The 16,731-nt window shown below is 68.3% G+C and carries 16 protein-coding genes; 7 read left to right on the top strand and 9 right to left on the bottom strand.

The window, feature by feature from the left end; genetic code table 11:
- Positions 1–37: 37 nt before the first annotated feature.
- Positions 38–868 carry a phytanoyl-CoA dioxygenase family protein gene (locus EV138_RS28700; RefSeq protein WP_133982536.1) on the bottom strand — a complete coding sequence of 277 codons (831 nt, stop codon included), beginning with the start codon at positions 866–868 and terminating at the stop codon, positions 38–40.
- A 162-nt stretch (positions 869–1,030) separates the two neighbouring features.
- On the opposite strand from EV138_RS28700, the gene EV138_RS28695 reads away from it, so the two are divergent.
- Complete coding sequence (locus EV138_RS28695; RefSeq protein ID WP_133982534.1) at positions 1,031–2,179, top strand: zinc-dependent alcohol dehydrogenase; 1,149 nt, start codon at positions 1,031–1,033, stop codon at positions 2,177–2,179.
- A gap of 19 nt (positions 2,180–2,198) precedes the next feature.
- Entirely contained in the window at positions 2,199–2,780 is a 582-nt protein-coding gene (locus EV138_RS28690) for a hypothetical protein (protein ID WP_133982532.1), read from the top strand.
- Between the two features lie 45 nt (positions 2,781–2,825).
- Here EV138_RS28690 and EV138_RS28685 read toward each other — a convergent pair whose 3' ends face one another.
- Positions 2,826–3,698: a glycosyltransferase family 2 protein gene (locus tag EV138_RS28685; RefSeq protein WP_133982530.1), complete on the bottom strand. Its 873-nt coding sequence runs from the start codon at positions 3,696–3,698 to the stop codon at positions 2,826–2,828.
- 24 nt (positions 3,699–3,722) lie between these two features.
- A complete protein-coding gene (locus EV138_RS28680) occupies positions 3,723–4,625 on the bottom strand; it encodes a glycosyltransferase family 2 protein (protein ID WP_202866986.1) in 903 nt (300 codons plus the stop codon).
- Between the two features lie 378 nt (positions 4,626–5,003).
- Here EV138_RS28680 and EV138_RS28675 point away from each other — a divergent pair, with 378 nt between their 5' ends.
- Positions 5,004–6,074, top strand: coding sequence for an NAD-dependent epimerase/dehydratase family protein (locus EV138_RS28675; RefSeq protein ID WP_238158484.1), 1,071 nt, complete (start codon positions 5,004–5,006; stop codon positions 6,072–6,074).
- Positions 6,075–6,076: 2 nt separating this feature from the next.
- Here the strand turns inward: EV138_RS28675 and EV138_RS28670 are convergent, their stop codons facing one another.
- A complete protein-coding gene (locus tag EV138_RS28670) occupies positions 6,077–6,715 on the bottom strand; it encodes a flavin reductase family protein (protein WP_133982526.1) in 639 nt (212 codons plus the stop codon).
- A gap of 259 nt (positions 6,716–6,974) precedes the next feature.
- Here EV138_RS28670 and rph point away from each other — a divergent pair, with 259 nt between their 5' ends.
- On the top strand, positions 6,975–9,593 hold the full coding sequence (rph, locus tag EV138_RS28665) for a rifamycin-inactivating phosphotransferase (RefSeq protein ID WP_133982524.1): 2,619 nt from the start codon (positions 6,975–6,977) through the stop codon (positions 9,591–9,593).
- Positions 9,594–9,652: 59 nt separating this feature from the next.
- Positions 9,653–10,153, top strand: coding sequence for a GyrI-like domain-containing protein (locus EV138_RS28660; protein ID WP_133982522.1), 501 nt, complete (start codon positions 9,653–9,655; stop codon positions 10,151–10,153).
- A gap of 20 nt (positions 10,154–10,173) precedes the next feature.
- On the opposite strand, the gene EV138_RS28655 is transcribed toward EV138_RS28660, so the two are convergent.
- From EV138_RS28655 to EV138_RS28640, 4 genes are all read right to left on the bottom strand, one after another.
- Entirely contained in the window at positions 10,174–11,643 is a 1,470-nt protein-coding gene (locus EV138_RS28655) for an MFS transporter (RefSeq protein ID WP_133982520.1), read from the bottom strand.
- Positions 11,644–11,737: 94 nt separating this feature from the next.
- Positions 11,738–13,027 carry an FAD-binding oxidoreductase gene (locus EV138_RS28650; protein ID WP_133982518.1) on the bottom strand — a complete coding sequence of 430 codons (1,290 nt, stop codon included), beginning with the start codon at positions 13,025–13,027 and terminating at the stop codon, positions 11,738–11,740.
- Positions 13,028–13,136: 109 nt separating this feature from the next.
- Complete coding sequence (locus EV138_RS28645) at positions 13,137–13,886, bottom strand: ZIP family metal transporter (protein ID WP_133982516.1); 750 nt, start codon at positions 13,884–13,886, stop codon at positions 13,137–13,139.
- Between the two features lie 68 nt (positions 13,887–13,954).
- On the bottom strand, positions 13,955–14,614 hold the full coding sequence (locus tag EV138_RS28640) for a hypothetical protein (RefSeq protein ID WP_133982513.1): 660 nt from the start codon (positions 14,612–14,614) through the stop codon (positions 13,955–13,957).
- Between the two features lie 104 nt (positions 14,615–14,718).
- Between EV138_RS28640 and EV138_RS28635 the strand changes: the two genes are divergently transcribed.
- Positions 14,719–15,213 carry a MarR family winged helix-turn-helix transcriptional regulator gene (locus EV138_RS28635; RefSeq protein ID WP_166678784.1) on the top strand — a complete coding sequence of 165 codons (495 nt, stop codon included), beginning with the start codon at positions 14,719–14,721 and terminating at the stop codon, positions 15,211–15,213.
- On the opposite strand, the gene EV138_RS28630 is transcribed toward EV138_RS28635, so the two are convergent.
- Positions 15,210–15,437: a DUF8691 family protein gene (locus EV138_RS28630; RefSeq protein WP_166678783.1), complete on the bottom strand. Its 228-nt coding sequence runs from the start codon at positions 15,435–15,437 to the stop codon at positions 15,210–15,212. The two genes, EV138_RS28635 and EV138_RS28630, sit on opposite strands and share 4 nt — an antisense overlap.
- A 248-nt stretch (positions 15,438–15,685) precedes the next feature.
- On the opposite strand from EV138_RS28630, the gene EV138_RS28625 reads away from it, so the two are divergent.
- Positions 15,686–16,696 carry a lysylphosphatidylglycerol synthase domain-containing protein gene (locus EV138_RS28625; protein ID WP_166678782.1) on the top strand — a complete coding sequence of 337 codons (1,011 nt, stop codon included), beginning with the start codon at positions 15,686–15,688 and terminating at the stop codon, positions 16,694–16,696.
- Positions 16,697–16,731 lie beyond the last annotated feature (35 nt).

Here is a 16,731-nt window from a genome sequence, read left to right as displayed (position 1 = left end):
AAGAACCACTCCCGGCCGGCAGTCGGTTCTCGGCTCATCAGTACGGAAGAGCGACGTAGTCGACGTTCCGGCCCGCGTTCGCGTCGTTCTCGATTTCCGCCGGGACATTTCGCACGATCAGGCCCGCTTGTTCGGCAGCGGACACAGCGGATTCGTCGTACCGGCTGCGACGCCAGATGTCGCACATGTATTTGCGTGTTTTGAGGTAGTCGACATATCGGCTCATGTGCGCGTCGTCGAGACCGAGTGCCGCGAACAAGGCGATCCGGTCGCCATCCCTGGGTGCGACCAGCCAGCTGGGGAACTTGTCGTGCTGATGCGGCAAAGGCGCATAGGACTTGGGGAATCTGAGCAACGTGGCGTTGCCACTGTGGGTCGTCCGCAAACTCCAGACGGCGACGTCGCCCGGCCGGGTCCGCACATAGACATTCTTACCGACGCTCAGGTCCGGAGTGTTGTGCGACTGGTGCCGCAGGTTCAATCCGCCGGTATGACGGTAGTGATCCTGCAGATAGACGCCGAACCGCAGAATCGTGTAGCGCCCGTTCCAGTCCGGTGCCTGCGGATCGACCCGGTCCGCGTTGTCCTTGTGGAATCCGCGCTGCACACCGTTCACCGTGAAGGCGCTGTCGCCGCAGTACACGATCTTGTCGTCGCCCAGGATCCGGCGGGCGATCTGGACGAAGTTCCCGTCCGTGAGTACCTCGCGCAGCCGCGGATTGGCCAGCAGGTCACCACCGAAGTGCTTCCGGGACCAGTACGCCGCGTCGCGCAATCTCTTCACGTCCTCGGCGGTGTAGACCCCCCGAACGATCGTCCAGCCGTTGTCCCAGAAACCAGCTGCATCCACCTTCCGCACACCAGGCATGCCACCCTCCTAGCCGGCTCGGTCCGCCCACGAAGGCCGGGGCACGGCGTCGGTTCCCCCGCTGCGGTCCACGAAACCCGTGCAGTGACAAGAACGTGGCAGCGGTGCCGTTTCGCTGGGCGCGGGGTGGGCACCTAGGCCTTTTCCCGAAGGGAGTGGGCGATGCGCGCGATGGTCTATCGAGGGCCTTACCGGATCCGGGTCGAGGACAAGCCGCGGCCGGTGCTCGAGCATCCGAACGACGCGATCGTCAAGGTGACCAGGGCCGCCATCTGCGGCTCGGACCTGCACCTGTACCACGGGATGATGCCCGACACCCGGGTCGGGATGACGTTCGGGCACGAGTTCATCGGGGTGGTGGACGAGGTCGGCCCGTCGGTGCGCACCCTCCAGGCAGGTGACCGGGTGATGGTGCCGTTCAACATCTTCTGCGGCACCTGCTACTTCTGTGCCCGCGGCCTGTACGCGAACTGCCACAACGTCAATCCGAACGCGACCGCGGTCGGCGGCATCTACGGCTACTCCCACACCTGCGGGGGTTACGACGGCGGCCAGGCGGAGTACGTCCGCGTGCCCTTCGCCGATGTCGGCCCTGAGCTGATCCCCGAGTGGATGGACGACGAGGACGCCGTGCTGCTCACCGACGCGGTGGCCACCGGCTACTTCGGCGCCCAGCTGGGCGACATCGTCGAGGGCGACGTGGTGGTCGTCTTCGGCGCGGGGCCGGTCGGCCTGTCGGCCGCGGCGTCGGCCTGGCTGATGGGCGCCGGCCGCGTCATCGTCATCGATCACCTGGACTACCGGCTGGCCAAGGCGCGCTCGTTCGCCCACGCGGAGACCTACAACTTCACCGAGCACGCGGACATCGTCGTCCTGCTGAAGAAGCTCACCGACCACCTGGGCGCCGACGTCGCCATCGACGCGGTCGGCGCCGAGGCCGACGGCAACCTGCTGCAGCACATCACGTCCGCGAAGCTGAAACTGCAGGGCGGCTCCCCCATCGCGCTGAACTGGGCGATCGACTCGGTCCGCAAGGGCGGCGCGGTGTCCGTGATGGGCGCCTACGGGCCGATGTTCAGTGCGGTCAAGTTCGGCGACGCGATGAACAAGGGCCTCACGCTGCGAATGAACCAGTGCCCGGTCAAACGGCAGTGGCCGCGGCTGTTCGAGCACGTCCGCAACGGCTACCTCAAGCCCCGCGACCTGGTCACCCATCGCATCCCGCTCGAACACATCGCCGAGGGGTACCACCTGTTCTCCGCCAAGCTCGACGGCTGCATCAAACCACTCATCGTCCCGTCCGCCGCGTGATCCGATCGGAGCCCCGCGCATGACCTACACCCAGCAACGGCCGCCGATGGCCGAGAGCAGTGCCGAGCTCCGCGCCCGCATCCCCGGCTGGGGAGCGGACCTGAACCCGCGCCATCGCCCCGCAGTACCGATGGAGCGGCTGGATCCACACCCGTACGGCGCGGTCTGGGACTTCCCCGAGCGCCAACCGGAGCACTGGCCGCGGGAGCGGTCGAACGAGCACGCCTTCCTCACTCCGGTGTTCGGCACGTCCTGCCCGCCCCACGGACCCGCCGGTGCGATCCGCAAACTCGCCTACCGCCGCTACAGCGAAGGCCGTGCGGCTCATTGGCTGCTGCTGCTGGCAGCCGACCGGATCGATGCCACCACCGGCACACTCCGGAGCTTCGCCTCCCGCCACCCGGCCAACCCGATCGCCGAGACGGGAATGCTCGCGGAGTTCAAATATCACGGGTTGCGCTCCCGCCGAGGACAGCAACGCGCGGACCTCGTACACCAGCCGCTCGACCTGGTCATCGTCGGCGGTTCCTGGCTAGCGGCGGCCGTCGGCACTTACCGCCTCGTCCGCCGTGTGCGCCGCGTAGTCCAACGCGCCCGATGACGGTCAGCCCGTTCCGCTCACCTGTCCGTTCCGCCGGATCGCCTCTCAGCGCTGGAAGGCGCCGGCGGACTGCCAGGTCTCCAGCAGGGTGAGTCGATGCTCGAGATCGGCCGGGATCGGGCGACGGACGGCCAAGGCGGCCGGGAGCCGCGGTACGGCGGTCAGAACGGCACGTACCCCGGCGGTGCCGCAGCGCGACGCACGCAGCGCCTGCCGTAGGACGACCGGCCAGGGTCGCCGCATCGTTGCCGTGAGCAACCGATTTCTGATGATCAGTACGTCGCGGTCGCCGGCTTTGCCGCGCGACGGGGACGGATGGTGGTGGACGACGAGGTCCGGCTCGTAGCACAGCTCCCACCCACCGGCCGCCAGGTCGAGTGCGAGCCGCTCTTCCTCCCCGCCGAAGAAGACGACGGGATCGTAGCCCTGCGAGACGAGGAAGGCATCCCGCCGGACCACCGCGGCACAGGCGACGAAGCCCAGAATCGGTTTGGCGTACCCGTCCGGCTCCGGCCGCAGGGGCGAATGCGCCATCAGGTCGCAGACCGGATCCGGTCTGTTCTCCGGACCGAGCAGGATCCGGGCCGCCAGCAGGCCGACCTCCGGTTGCTTGTCGAGGATGCGGGCGGCCGTGTCGAGGGCGCCGGGTTCCCACCAGGAGTCGTCGTCGGCGAACGCGACGTACGGCGTGGTCGCGAGCGCGACCCCCAGGTTTCGTGCCGTGGCGCCATGGTTGCTCCCCAGCCGGACCACCCGGACGGCCGGATGGACGCGCTCGACCGCATCGGCGGTCCCGTCGGTCGATCCGTTGTCGATCAGGATGACCGGTGCGGGATGGCGACCGAGCGTCTGCAACAGCTCGGACTTCCGGTTGCGGCTCACCACCACGACAGTCACGAGGCCCTCGCCGTCGTCCATCGGCACTCCTTTCTCCGAGCATCGTCACGACACGTATTTGCGTGCCTTGCTGGTGAGTTGCATGTGATCGAGCAACCGGTAGCCCCGCTCGACCTCGGCGGGCACCACGTTGCGCTCGCGGATGACCCACGGCAGACCCCGGAGCGCCTCGGCAACGGCGTACAGGCTGATCCGGTCGCGCGGTACGCGAGCCAGATGCCGGACGGTTCGCAGGAGCGCGCTGCGGAGCGGCCTGCGGAGCCAGGTGAACCACAGTGTGTTGCGGATTCCGTGCTGTCGGCGCAGGTGGGGATCGCGAAGCTTCGACGCCTGGTGGTGGGCGACCACCTCGGGCACGTAGGACATCGACCAGCCCGCCCGGGCGAGGTCGGAGGCGAGCAGTTCCTCTTCACCACCGAGCCAGAGGCGTTCCGAGAAGCCACCCGCCGCCAGGAACGCCTCCCGCCGTACGACGGAAACCCCCGCCAGGAAGCTCAGCAACGGATGGCCAGGGATGCCGGCGGGCCGCTTCAGCGGGCTCTGTGCCATCTCGCTGCAGATCGGATCCAGAGCGCCGCCGGGCTCGACCAGGATCGACGCCGTGACCACTGCCAGCGCCGGGTGCTCGTCCAGCAGGTCCGCCGCCAACGAGAGCGCGCCCGGGTCGTAGTACGTGTCGTCGTCACAGAACGCCACATAAGGCGTATCCACCGTCGCGACCCCGACGTTGCGACCGACAGCTCCGAGGTTGCGCTGCAGCCCGACCAGCCTGACCCGCGGGTGCCGGCTGAGGACCATGTCGGCCGTCCCGTCCGCGGATCCGTTGTCGACCACGACGACACAGGGCCGTTCCGGCAGCCGCTCCAGCCGCTGAAGCGCCGCGTCGAGCTCATCGCGCCTGTTGTACGTGATCACCACCACCGAGACGCGCCGATCCGGTCCCTCCACGCCGCCTCCCTTCGAGCCTTCTTTGCCGACATCTCTCGCGCGCATCTCCTGCCGGCATCCCTCGCGCGCATCTCCTGCCGGCATCTGTTGCGGGCGTCGAGCGTCCGCGCCGCCCAGCGGCTGCGGAGGGCGACCGCGCCGTTCCCCGTCGGCTGCTTCGGTGGAGCGAGGCTGCGACCTCCGCGCGCCGCCCGAGGTGTGGCAGCGATGGTCGCTCCCCGTACCGACCGCTACCGTCCGATCACCGGCGCCGGTTCGTCGACCGGCTCGCCCAGCTTGTTCGCGGCTTGTCGCACCACGCCGCGCCCACGACGCGGGTACCCACGGAAACTCGCCGGAAACCGCGTTGAACCGTCGATCGCGGGGAACTGGCGCTGGATGGCGATGCGAATTGTGATCACCGGTGCCAGCGGCAACGTCGGCAGTGCCTTGATCCGCCGGCTGCGCGCGGACGGTGAGCACGAGGTCGTCGGGGTGGCTCGGCGGATTCCCGACTACGCGTCGATCGACGGACCCCGATGGATCTCGATCGACCTGACCGATCCGGACAGCGGATCGGCCCTTCGGCAGGCGTTTCGCGGCGCGGACGCCGTGGTGCATCTGGCATGGGCGTTCCAGCCGTCCCACCAGGTCGACTATCTGGAGGCTGTGGGTGTCGGCGGGACCGAACGGGTGCTCGACGCTTGTACGGCGGCCGCGGTCAGCCACGTCGTACACATGTCTTCGGTGGGGGCCTACTCACCCAAGCGGGACACTGCTCCGGTCACGGAGGACTGGCCGGTCGACGGCGTACCGACGTCGTCGTACAGCCGCCACAAAGCAGCCGCCGAGAAGCTGCTCGACTCGTTCGAGCGGTCGGCCGATGCGCCTGTGCTGACGCGGTTGCGCCCAGGCATCATCGGCCAGCGCCTGGTCGGCAGCGCGCTACTTCGGTACGGCGTCCCCGTCCTGGTGCCGGCCAAGACCATCGGTGCCGTACCGGTGCTGCCGTTCCCCGACGGGATGACGATCGCGATGGTGCACGCCGACGACGTCGCCGACGCCATCGTGCGCGTCCTGGACCGGCGGGCGGCCGGAGCGTTCAACCTGGCCGCGGCGGAGCCGGCCTCGGCAGCGACGATCGCTGAAGCACTTGGAGCGCGCTGGATCCCGACGCCTGCCCGCGTACTCCGTGCAGCAATGGCGGCCGCCTGGCAACTGCGGCTGCAGCCGGTGTCGCCAGGCTGGCTCGACCTGGGCTGCGCCGCGCCCGCCCTGGACAGCTCCCGGGCAGCGCGCGAGCTCGGCTGGTCACCGACTGTCGACGCACTGGGCGTACTGCGAGACATCGTCGACGGGATGAGTCACGCAACCGCCGGTGCAACGCCGGTACTACGACGCCGCACCGTCCTCGCCGAACTGTCCGCCTTGACCACCAAAGGCCCGATCAGCCACCGCCACCAACCCTGAGCTCAGTCCGCGAGCACCTGCAGCGGCGGCATGTCCCAGCCGCGGGCCAGTGACGACGGGTACGCCGGCCGACCGCCGCCGAAGTACTCCGTGAACTTCATGATCAGCGGGTCCCAGCGCAGCGGGTCGATGTGGTTCTCGTGCTGCTCCAGCAGCAGGTCCTCCCGGACATTGACCCGCTCGACCGCCATCTCCAGCGCCCGCAGATTCGAGTCGCTGCCGCCGATGCCGTGGATCGCCACGATCCGGCCCTCCAGCGTGATCGGACTCTCCGCCACCGCGTCGAGCCCGACAGCACCACCCGGCTCCCTGGTCAGTCCCCCGGCGGCGAACTTGTCGGGCTCGTACCGGTAGCCGCGACCTCGTTTCGCCGCCGACATCGTCTCCGACCCGGTCAGCAACGCGATCCGGTCGAGCGCTGCGACCATCGCGGGCTCGACCAGATTGAGAACGCACTCGGGTCGCTCGACCAGATTCCTGACCGTCTGCGAGCTACTGCTCATCCCGAGCATCGCACTGCGATCCAGCCACCACGCCGACGACATCGGCCCGAGATTCGTACTCCCATCGGGATTACGAGAACTCACCAGCACCACCGGCGTACCGAAGTACAGGACTTTGAGATCCACTACTCGCTTCATACCGCTACAACGTCCGACCGCCCAACCCTGTGAGCCGTGGGTCGGCGGGCAACAAAAAAGCAAGGAGAGGGATCTCCTTGCATTTACAGGTTATAGCGTACTGGTGGGCTTGCGGCAAGGGCGGGGTGATGCTTCATGATGGCCGACCGAACACCTGAACCCGCACAAAGATGGGGAACTGTATGCGAGTGTTGTTGTCGACCTGGGGATCGCCCGAAGATGCCGGACCTGTGGTGGGGCTCGGCTCGGAGGTGAGCCGGTGAACCCGCAGTACGTGCTGGATCTTCAGGCGCTCGACGCGACGCAGGTGATGGTTGCCGGTGGCAAAGGTGCGCACCTCGGTGAGTTGTCGCGCATCGACGGTATCCGCGTGCCGGCCGGGTTCTGCGTGACGACGGCCGCCTTCGAGCGGTTTCTCGCGCAGGCACCGTCGATCGACGATCGACTCGCCGAGCTGGCATTGGTTGCCGTGGACAACTTCGAGGTGATTCGCGCGCTGAGTGCGGAGATCCGGCAGACGATCGAAGAGTTCGCCGTGCCCGACGAGGTGGCGGCGGAGGTGACCCGCGCGCTCACCCGGGCCGGCGAGCATTCGCCGTACGCCGTCCGCTCGAGTGCGACCGCAGAGGACCTACCGACCGCGTCCTTCGCAGGCCAGCAGGACACCTACCTGAACGTCGTCGGCGCAAAGGCGATCGTGCAGCATGTACGCCGGTGCTGGGCATCGCTGTTCACCGAGCGCGCCGTGACGTACCGCCTCCGGAACGGCTTCGACCACCACAAGATCCACATGGCCGTCGTCGTGCAGCAGATGGTCTTCCCGCAGGCGTCCGGCATCCTCTTCACGGCCGATCCCGTCACCGGCAACCGGAAGATCGCTGCCGTCGACGCCGGCTTCGGCCTCGGCGAGGCCTTGGTGTCCGGCCTGGTGAACCCGGACGTGTACAAAGTGCGCGACGGCGAAGTCGTCGAAAAGACGATCGCCGCCAAGCAACTGGCCGTTCAGCCCGCGCCGGACGGCGGGACGCAGGTCCAGGCGATCGACCCGCACCGCCAGCAGCAGCCGGCGCTGACCGACGAGCAGGTCGTACGCCTCGTGCAGCTCGGGCGTCGGATCGAAGCACACTTCGGCCGTCCGCAGGACATCGAGTGGTGCCTGGTCGACGACGGTTTCCAGATCGTCCAGAGCCGGCCGATCACCACCTTGTTCCCGATCCCGGAGACCGGCGACGAGGCGAACCACGTGTTCCTCTCCGTCGGTCACCAGCAGATGATGACCGACGCGATGAAGCCACTGGGTCTCTCGGTGTGGCACCTGACGGCGATGGCGCGGATGCTCGAGGCCGGCGGCAGGCTCTTCGTCGACGCCACCCCTCGACTGACCTCGCCGGCCGGCCGCGCCGCTTTCCTGGATCTCGTCGGCAGAGGTGATCCGCTGGTCCGGGATGCGCTGGAGACCGTGCTCGACCGCGGCGACTTCATCCCGACCCTTCCCGACGCCGCTCCCAGCGGGCCGGCGGGCGGCGGAACCACGGCAGGCCCTGGCGCGGCACCGGCCCCGATCGAGAGCGATCCGGCGATCGTCGCCGCATTGATCGGGCGCAGCGAGACCTCCATCGCCGCCCTGCGACGCGACATCGCGACGGTGACCGGACCGGCGCTGTTCGACTCTCTGCTCACGGCCTTCGAGGAGCACAAGCGCGTACTCACCGATCCGCTGAGCATGCAGGCGATCATGGCCGGCATGGAGGCCACCTGGTGGCTCAACGACAAGCTGCAGGAGTGGCTGGGCGAGAAGAACGCGGCCGACACCCTCACGCTGTCCGCCCCGAACAACATCACCTCGGAGATGGGACTGGCGCTGCTCGACGTCGCCGACGTGATCCGCCCCTACCCGGAGGTGGTGGCGTTCCTTCAGCGCGTCGAGAGCGACGACTTCCTGGCGGAGCTGCCGAAGTACGACGGCGGGACCGCCGCGCGCGACGCGATCGAGGCCTACCTCGACCGGTACGGCATGCGCTGCGCGGGCGAGATCGACATCACCAGGCCACGGTGGAGCGAACGCCCCACCACACTCGTGCCGCTGATCCTCGACAACGTGAAGCTCTTCGAGCCGGGTGCCGCCGCACGCCGCTTCGAGCAGGGTCGGCAGCAGGCGGAGGACAAGCAGCGTGAACTCCTGGAACGTCTGCGCTCCCTGCCCGACGGGGAGCAGAAGGCCGAGGAGACCCAGCGGATGATCGACCGGGTCCGGACGTTCATCGGCTACCGCGAGTACCCGAAGTACAACATCATCAGCCGGTACTTCGTGTACAAGCAGGCCCTGCTGCGAGAGGCCGAGCGTCTCGTACGGGCCGGGGTGCTGCCGGAGAAGGAGGACGTCTTCTACCTCACGTTCGAGGAGTTCCACGACCTCGCGCGCAGCGAGCACCTGGACGGACAGCTCATCCAGGAACGCAAGGACGCGTTCGCGATCTACGAGACGCTGACGCCACCTCGCGTGCTCACTTCCGACGGTGAGGCCATCTCCGGGGCGTACCGGCGCGACGACGTACCAGACGGTGCGCTGGTCGGTCTGCCGGTGTCCGCCGGAACCATCGAAGGCCGCGCCCGCGTCATCCTCGACATGGCGAAGGCCGATCTCGACGCCGGCGACATCCTGGTCACGGCGTACACGGACCCGAGTTGGTCGCCGCTGTTCGTCGGGATCACGGGCCTGGTGACCGAGGTCGGCGGCACGATGACGCACGGCGCGGTGATCGCCCGCGAGTACGGCCTGCCGGCTGTCGTGGGCGTGAACCAGGCCACCCGCCTCATCCGCGACGGCCAGCGCATCCGCGTGCACGGCACCGACGGCTACGTCGAGCTCCTGAGTTGACTGTTTGAGTCTGCCCCTGGGGCAGGCCTGATACTGGTCGCGGACCGAGGGAGGGCCAGATGGAGTTGCTCGAACCGCCTCGCGTTGTCGAGCGGGCGGAGCAGGACTATGTCGGCATCCGTGTCGTCACGCCCTTCCGCGGCATGTTGAGCGTCCGGAACGAGCTGCTCAGCGAGCTGAGTGCCTGGCTTGTCCGTCACAGCATCGAGGACGGCGGCCCGTTCTTCCTGCGCCTACATGTGATCGACATGAGCGGTCCGATGGATCTCGAGGTGGGCGTGGTCACGCCAGGCCCGCTGGCCGGGGACGATCGCGTGCGGCCGGCCGTACTCCCGGCCGGCCGCTACGCGACCCTGACGTACCGCAACCACTCCCTCCGCGCGAACCGCGCCCTGATCGAGTGGTCCGCCGCGCAGAACCTCACCTTCGACCGCCGCGACACCGCCGAAGGCGACGCCTTCGCCTGCAGGTACGAGGCATTCCGCACCGACCCCCGCACCGAACCTCGCAAAACCAAATGGATCGTAGAACTCAACTTCCGCATCACCGACGCTCCGTGATACGGCTGAGGGTTCACGAGTCAGTGGTCCAGCGTGGGCTGCTTCCGCAGGGTGACGGCAAGCAGGGTCGCCATGCCGGCCAGGGTCAGGGCGGTGATCGCCGCGGCCAGGTGCAGGCCGCTGGTGAAGGCGTGGCGAGCCTGCTCCAGTACGTCGGCCGGCAGGCCCTTGGTGACCGCCTCCCCCAGTGAGTTGCCGCCGCGGCCCTCCATGTGACTCCGGTACGCCGCTGTCACCACACTGCCGAGGACTGCGATGCCCAGCGAGTACCCGAACTCGTTGCTCGTCTGAGTCAGCCCACCGGCCATCCCGGCCTTTTCCGGCGGCACCGAACCGATCACCAGGTTCGTCCCCAGGATGACCAGCGCGCCCGGCCCGAACGCCTCCACTGCGAACGCGACCACCAGCACGGTCGTCGACGTCGCCACGCTCATCACGACCATCCCGGCAACCGTGAACGCGACACCCGCGGGAATCAGGATGCCCGGACGGATCCGCTGCGCCAGCCGCGGCGCCAACTGGAAGCCGATCGTCGACGTCACCATGCCGGGTACCAACGCGAGACCGGCCTCCAACGGCGTCAGTCCCTTCACCAGTTGGAAGTACTGCGCGACGAACACCATCACGCCGCCGGACAGCATCGAGTACGTCATCATGCTGCCCAGCACCACGCTGAAGGTGCGACGCGTGAACAGCCGTACGTCGACCAGCGGCTCGGCCAACCGCTGCTGGCGCCGTACGAAGACCCATCCGAACACTCCACCGGCGACGAGCGAGACGACGGCCTGCGCATCGGCACCGTGCGACGCAAGGTGCTTCAGACCGTGGATCGCAGGCAGGATCGCGGCCAGCGACAGCAGCACACTCCGTCCGTCGATCCGCCCGGCCTGCTCGTTGCGGTACTCCGGCAGCAGGATCGGCCCGACGATCAGCAGCACCACCATCGCCGGTACGCCGATCAGGAACGCCGATCCCCACCAGAAGTGGTTCAGCAGGACCCCGCCGACGATCGGACCGACAATCGCGCCGACGGTGAAGCAACCGGCCCAGACGCCGAGGGCCGTGGCGCGCTGTCGCGCGTCGGGGAAGAGGGTCGAGATCAGCGAGAGCGAGCACGGCGTGAGGGCGGCACCGGCGATGCCGAGCACCGCGCGGGCGCCGATCAGCATGCCGGGGTTCACGGAGTACGCCGCCACGATCGAGGCGACACCGAACACGGCGGCCGCGATCAGCAGCAGCCGCCGGCGGCCGAGCCGGTCACCCAGGTTGCCCATGGTGATCATCAGGCCGGCCACCATGAACCCGTAGACATCGAGGATCCACAACTGCTGCGTGCTGGTCGCACCGAGCGCCTCGGTCACCGCTGGGACCGCCAGCAGCATCACGAACAGGTCCAGCGAAACGAGCAGGGTGGCCAGGCACAGCACGCCGAGTGCGATCCATTGCCGCTTGCCGGTCGTCACGGAGTCCACCTCGGAGACGAGTGTCATCGATCTGGTCCTTCCACTGGAGTGTCTTCACTGAGTGCGTCGAGCGGAGTGACCAGCAATCGACACCGAGCTCAGCTCTTGCGCGCAAGGAGTGTCAGGCCGTGGGACGGATGTTCTGGTTGAGGTGGAAGACGTTCGCCGGGTCGTAGGTGTTCTTGAGCTCGGTCAGCCGGGCGAGTTTGGCCGGCGGGAAGGCGCGGTTGATGCTTTCGCCGTTGAGGGTGTTGAGGTAGGCGCCGCCGGCGTACGGGTCGAGGGTTGCGGCGTAGGCGCGCACCGTCGCGATCCGGTCGGCGTCGTCGGCGGGGTCCTGCCAGCGGGTGGCGGTGACGAACTCGAACTGGGTGTCGCGGTGGCTGAAGGCGGCGTCTTCGTCGGGGACGTCTGCGATGGCACCGCCGTAGGCTTGCAGGCTGGCGCCGATGCCGGGGTTGCGCAGCAGTGCGTGGATGGCCTCGTCAGGCAGGGACTTGAAGTAGTGGCCCTTCCAGTAGCGGCGGAACCGGTGGCCCTGGACGCTGTCGTCTCGGCTCTGCAGGGTCAGGTAGGGCATCTCTTCGATGCTTTCGGCAACGACTGGGCCGAGGGAGCGGAAGACCGCGATGAGGTCGGCACAGTCGGCGGGGTCGCCGATCCAGACGAAACCTGCGGTGAGCTCGCTGCCGCGAATGCCGGCGGTGAAGGTGGCCTGTCGGGATGCGGTGGCGTTCAGGTCGCGCCAAGCACGTAGTACGGCGAAGGCCTGGTCGGTGGAGTACGTGAAGTCGGCGACCAGGGTGCGGGTGCCGATGTGGTGCAGGCGGAACTCGAAGGCGGTGACGATGCCGAAGTTGCCGCCGCCACCGCGCAGGCCCCAGAACAGGTCGGCGTTGTGGGTGGCGGACGCGGTGACGATGTCGCCGGTCGCGGTGACCATTTCGTAGGACACGACGTTGTCGCAGGCCAGGCCGTACTGGCGGGCGAGCCAGCCCATCCCACCGCCGAGGGTGAGACCGCCGACGCCGGTGTGGGACACGTTCCCGGCGGTGGTGGCCAGGCCGTGCTGCTGGGCAGCGCGGTCCAGTTCGCCCAGGAGTGCGCCGCCCTGGACCTGGGCGAGACGTTGGTCGGGGTCGATGCGGACCTCGTTCATCGGAGTCAGGTCGATCATCAGACCGGCCTCGGGGACGGCGAGTCCGGCGATGTTGTGGCCGCCGCACCGCACCCCGATCTCCAGGCCCCGGGCCGCGGCGAACCGGACCGCGGCGGCGACGTCGGTGGTGCTGTGGCAGCGGGCGATCACGGCGGGGCGGCGATCGACCATCGCGTTCCAGACCGTCCGGGCCTCGTCGTAACCGGGCTCGCCCGGGTGCAGTAATTCCAAGGTGACAGTGGTGGTGGTCATCGGGGTGCTCCTTGCCGGAAGTGGTGGTGTCCACCACCCTGGCAGCGAAGCGGTCCTCGGATAAGGTCCAGTTCCCCGACCCGATCCAGGACCAATTCCGGCCCTCTGATCAGAGGCGCTCGGCCGCGAACGACACCATGAAGCCGACGGTCGCGATCAGGCCCGTGTACAGATGGGTGCGCTCGAACGCCTCGGGAATCATCGTGTCGGCCACCATCGCCAAGATGGCGCCGGCCGCCACGGCGGTGATGACGGCGATCGTCGCCGGTGCGGCTCCTTCCAGGAAGACGACGCCGAGGAGGCCTGCCGCTCCGCTGATCACGGCGATGCCTCCCCAGACACCGAAGACGTACCGCGCGCTGCGTCCGCTGTGCTTCATCCCGGCAGCACTGGACAGACCTTCGGGAAGGTTCGAGATGAAGATGGCGACCAGGACCGCTACGCCGATACCGTGCCCGCTGAGCAGGGACAATCCCAGCACCACCGACTCCGGAATGCCGTCGAGCAGTGCCCCGATCGCGATGGCGGTGCCGCTGCCCTGCTGCTCGGCCTCCGACGGCTGCTGGTCCTCCGACCGCTTGCGGTGCCGGGCGCCACGACGGGCGAGTACGACGTTGGCCGCCACGTACACCGTCGCGCCCCCGAGGAACCCGATGACGGTCGGGCGCAGACCGCCGGTCGATTCGGCCTCGTCGACCAGGTCGAAGGCCAAGGCCGAGATGAGCACGCCGGCACCGAACGCCATGATGCTGGCCACGATCTGCCGCGGGACCCGCGCGAACCAGGCGATCGCCGCACCGACGACCAGTGCACCTCCTGCCAGCAGCCCCCACAGCCCTGCCTGCAGCCAAGTCGCCATCCATTCACCTTTCCCCTGGCCGGGCCGGAGACCTTGCCGAGCCCCTCCGCAGGCTACGCACCAGGGTGCTACGAGGTTCGGTGCGGGTCGCGGCGGAAGTGCTTGGCCGGATCGCCGGCCGCTCTGGCTCCGGCGTGCAGCCACTCGGCCAGCTGATGCGGTCCGCGCCGTTCCAGCTCGTCGAGGAAGCCCTGCCGTTGCTGGACGATCCGTAGCCGATCGGTGGGTGAGGTGGCTCGCTGAAGCGCCAGGTAGCTGCGCCGCCAGGCGGAGCACAGTTCGAGATCACTGAGGTCGCCCAGCGGCTGCTGCGCAACTGGTCCGCTCTGGGGCCTCGCAGGTGCAGGGCTGTCCACTGCGTCCTTGGCAGCGCTCATGGGTCCGACGCCACATTCGCGGGCGGACAGCGCGGAAACGACACTCGGGCTGGTGGCGACAACCACCGCGATCAGTGCGACCGTCCCGACCCCCGCGGTGGCGGCGTACCCGCAGACAGCTACTCCGATTACCCCCGCACCGACGGCAACCGGTACTGCGATGTAGGCGGCTCGTCGAGCCGGGTGATCGGCAGCCAGGTCCAGACTGAACTTGATGGATCCGGCGATCGCGGCGGTCATCCCGAACACGACCGCGTCGATCGAGACAGGCAGCATCATCAGCGCGGCGGCAACCCCGATCGCAGCCAGCAGCCCACCGGCCGCCTTCCACGCCCGGCGGTATCTCCTCATCACTGCATCACCCCTTCTCCACCAGGGCTCCGGCGACGCGAACGGCTCCGCGAAATTCAGTTAGCGTGCTGTAACTGTTGTCATTCAACAACTACCATGACGTTGTGACACACGCAAAGGTTTCGCCTGACGGTTCGGCTGACACGAGCGCGGGATCGGACCGGGCCGGTGATGCGGCGGCGGTCGAGGAGGCGTCGCTGGCGCTGGTGGAGCTCACGTTGCGGGCCCTTTCGGCCTCGGGACAGCTGTCGGTGCTGCAGGTCCGGGTCCTGCTGGTGATCCAGCAGCACGGGCCCTTGAAGTTGGGTGATGTCGCCCGGTTGCTGGACATGTCACTGCCGTCGGCGAGCCGGTTGGTCACCCGGTTGGCCGATGACGGACTGCTGCTGCGCAGCACTCCCAGTCACGATCGACGCCAGGTCCAGTTGGTGGTGTCCGCGAAGGGTCGCAAACTCCTGAACCGGCTGCGCGCCAACCGGCTCCGCGGGATCACCGACGTACTGGCCGCCATGCCACCCGCCGACCGTACGGCGCTCATCCGCGGCATGGCCTCCTTCGCCAAGGCAGCCGACGATTCCCAGCAGCCGGCCCCCGACTAGCTTCCCGCGCCTTCTGGAGGCGAGGTCGGCGGAACCTGGGTGACTTCGAGGATGTTGATGCCCAGCATGTCGAGGTGGTTCAGGATGCCGGCCAGCGCGGCTTGATCGGCGAGATACCCGTGCAGGACGGTTTGCGCGGGCTCGGCATCGACCGCCAGTGACGGGAAGGCCGCTGTCAGGTCGCGCGACAAGGTCCCTTTCACTCGGATCACGTAGTGGCCCATGCGACGCCCCTTCCACAGCCCGTCGCCACGACTCTGCTGCTCCCCGCACCCCGAAGCATCACCCTTCCTGGGCGACGAAGTGGCCCGACGCGTCGACGGACGAACGGGCAGCCGGCGCGCGGACGCCGATCGGCTCCCCCGGATCGGGGGATGGTGGTTTCAGTTCTGATCAGCAGGCTGGTGATGTGGCCGACCGTTCGTCGCCCCCGCCGGCGACGCCAACCCACCGGCGGAAGGTACCGAAGCCCGTGTTGCGGCTGGGTCGGATCCTTCTCGTCGCGATCGTGGCGTGGTTGCTGTTGCGGTTGCTTCGGGGTGTGGACTGGAGCGAAGTCGGCCATGCGCTCACCCATCTGAGTCTCTGGCAGATCGCGGTGTTGCTGGTTGCCATGCTGATCCGTCGCTCGTTGCTCGCCGCTCCGCTCGCCCTGCTGGTGGCCGGCCTGAGTTTCGTCCGAGCGATGGTCAGCGATGTCGCGGCAGCAGCGGTCGCCACGCTGGCCCCGTCCCCAGGCGATGTCGTACTGCGGCTCGCCATGCTCCGGTCCTGGGGCGTCGACACCACGGATGCGACGTCCGGTCTCGCTCTCAGCACCACCTTGTTCTACGTCGCCCGGCTGGCCGCACCAGCGCTGGGTTTCGCGATCTTCTGGGGGGCACGGACCTTCTATGCCCCGTTCGCCTGGTCCGCGCTCCTGTTCGGCGCTGGCGCAGCGGCGCTACTGGGTGGCTTGCTCTACGCCCTGCGCGCCGAGCGCACCGCCGCCACGATCGGACGCTTACTGGGCCGTTTGCTTCACCGTTTGCGGCCGGCGACTCAGGCACCGGCGGTCTGGGAGCATCGACTGGTCTCGTTCCAATCGCACAGCGCCGAGAGGATGCACCATCGGGGGTGGGCGGCCGTCCTCAGCCAACTGCTCCTGGTCGCCGTGGAGGCAGGTCTGCTGGTGCTGTGCCTGGGTTTCGTCGGCGTCCGTCTGGACGGGCCTGTCGTCCTCGTCATGCTCTGCAGCTTCATGGTCGTCTATCCGCTGAGTGGTCTGCCGCTGATGGGTGCGGGCGTCCTGGACGCGACCTACGCGGCCTTCGTCTCGGACCACACCGCGGTGGAGGCGACGGATCTCGTGGCGGGGCTGCTCGTCTGGAGGGTCGCCGTCCAGCTGGTGCCGGTCATCATCGGCCTGCTGACGGTCGTTTGGTGGCGGCACTCCAGCGCCATGGCGCCCCCCTCCCCTGAGGAGGCCGCACCCTCCGCCTAGCCGGCCCTCTGCCCAGCCAGCCCTCTGCCTAGCCG

Source organism: Kribbella voronezhensis (genome assembly GCF_004365175.1).
Taxonomy (GTDB): Bacteria; Actinomycetota; Actinomycetes; order Propionibacteriales; family Kribbellaceae; genus Kribbella; species Kribbella voronezhensis.
Note: the sequence above shows the minus strand (reverse complement) of the source record. Positions and strands in the feature narration are given on the sequence as shown.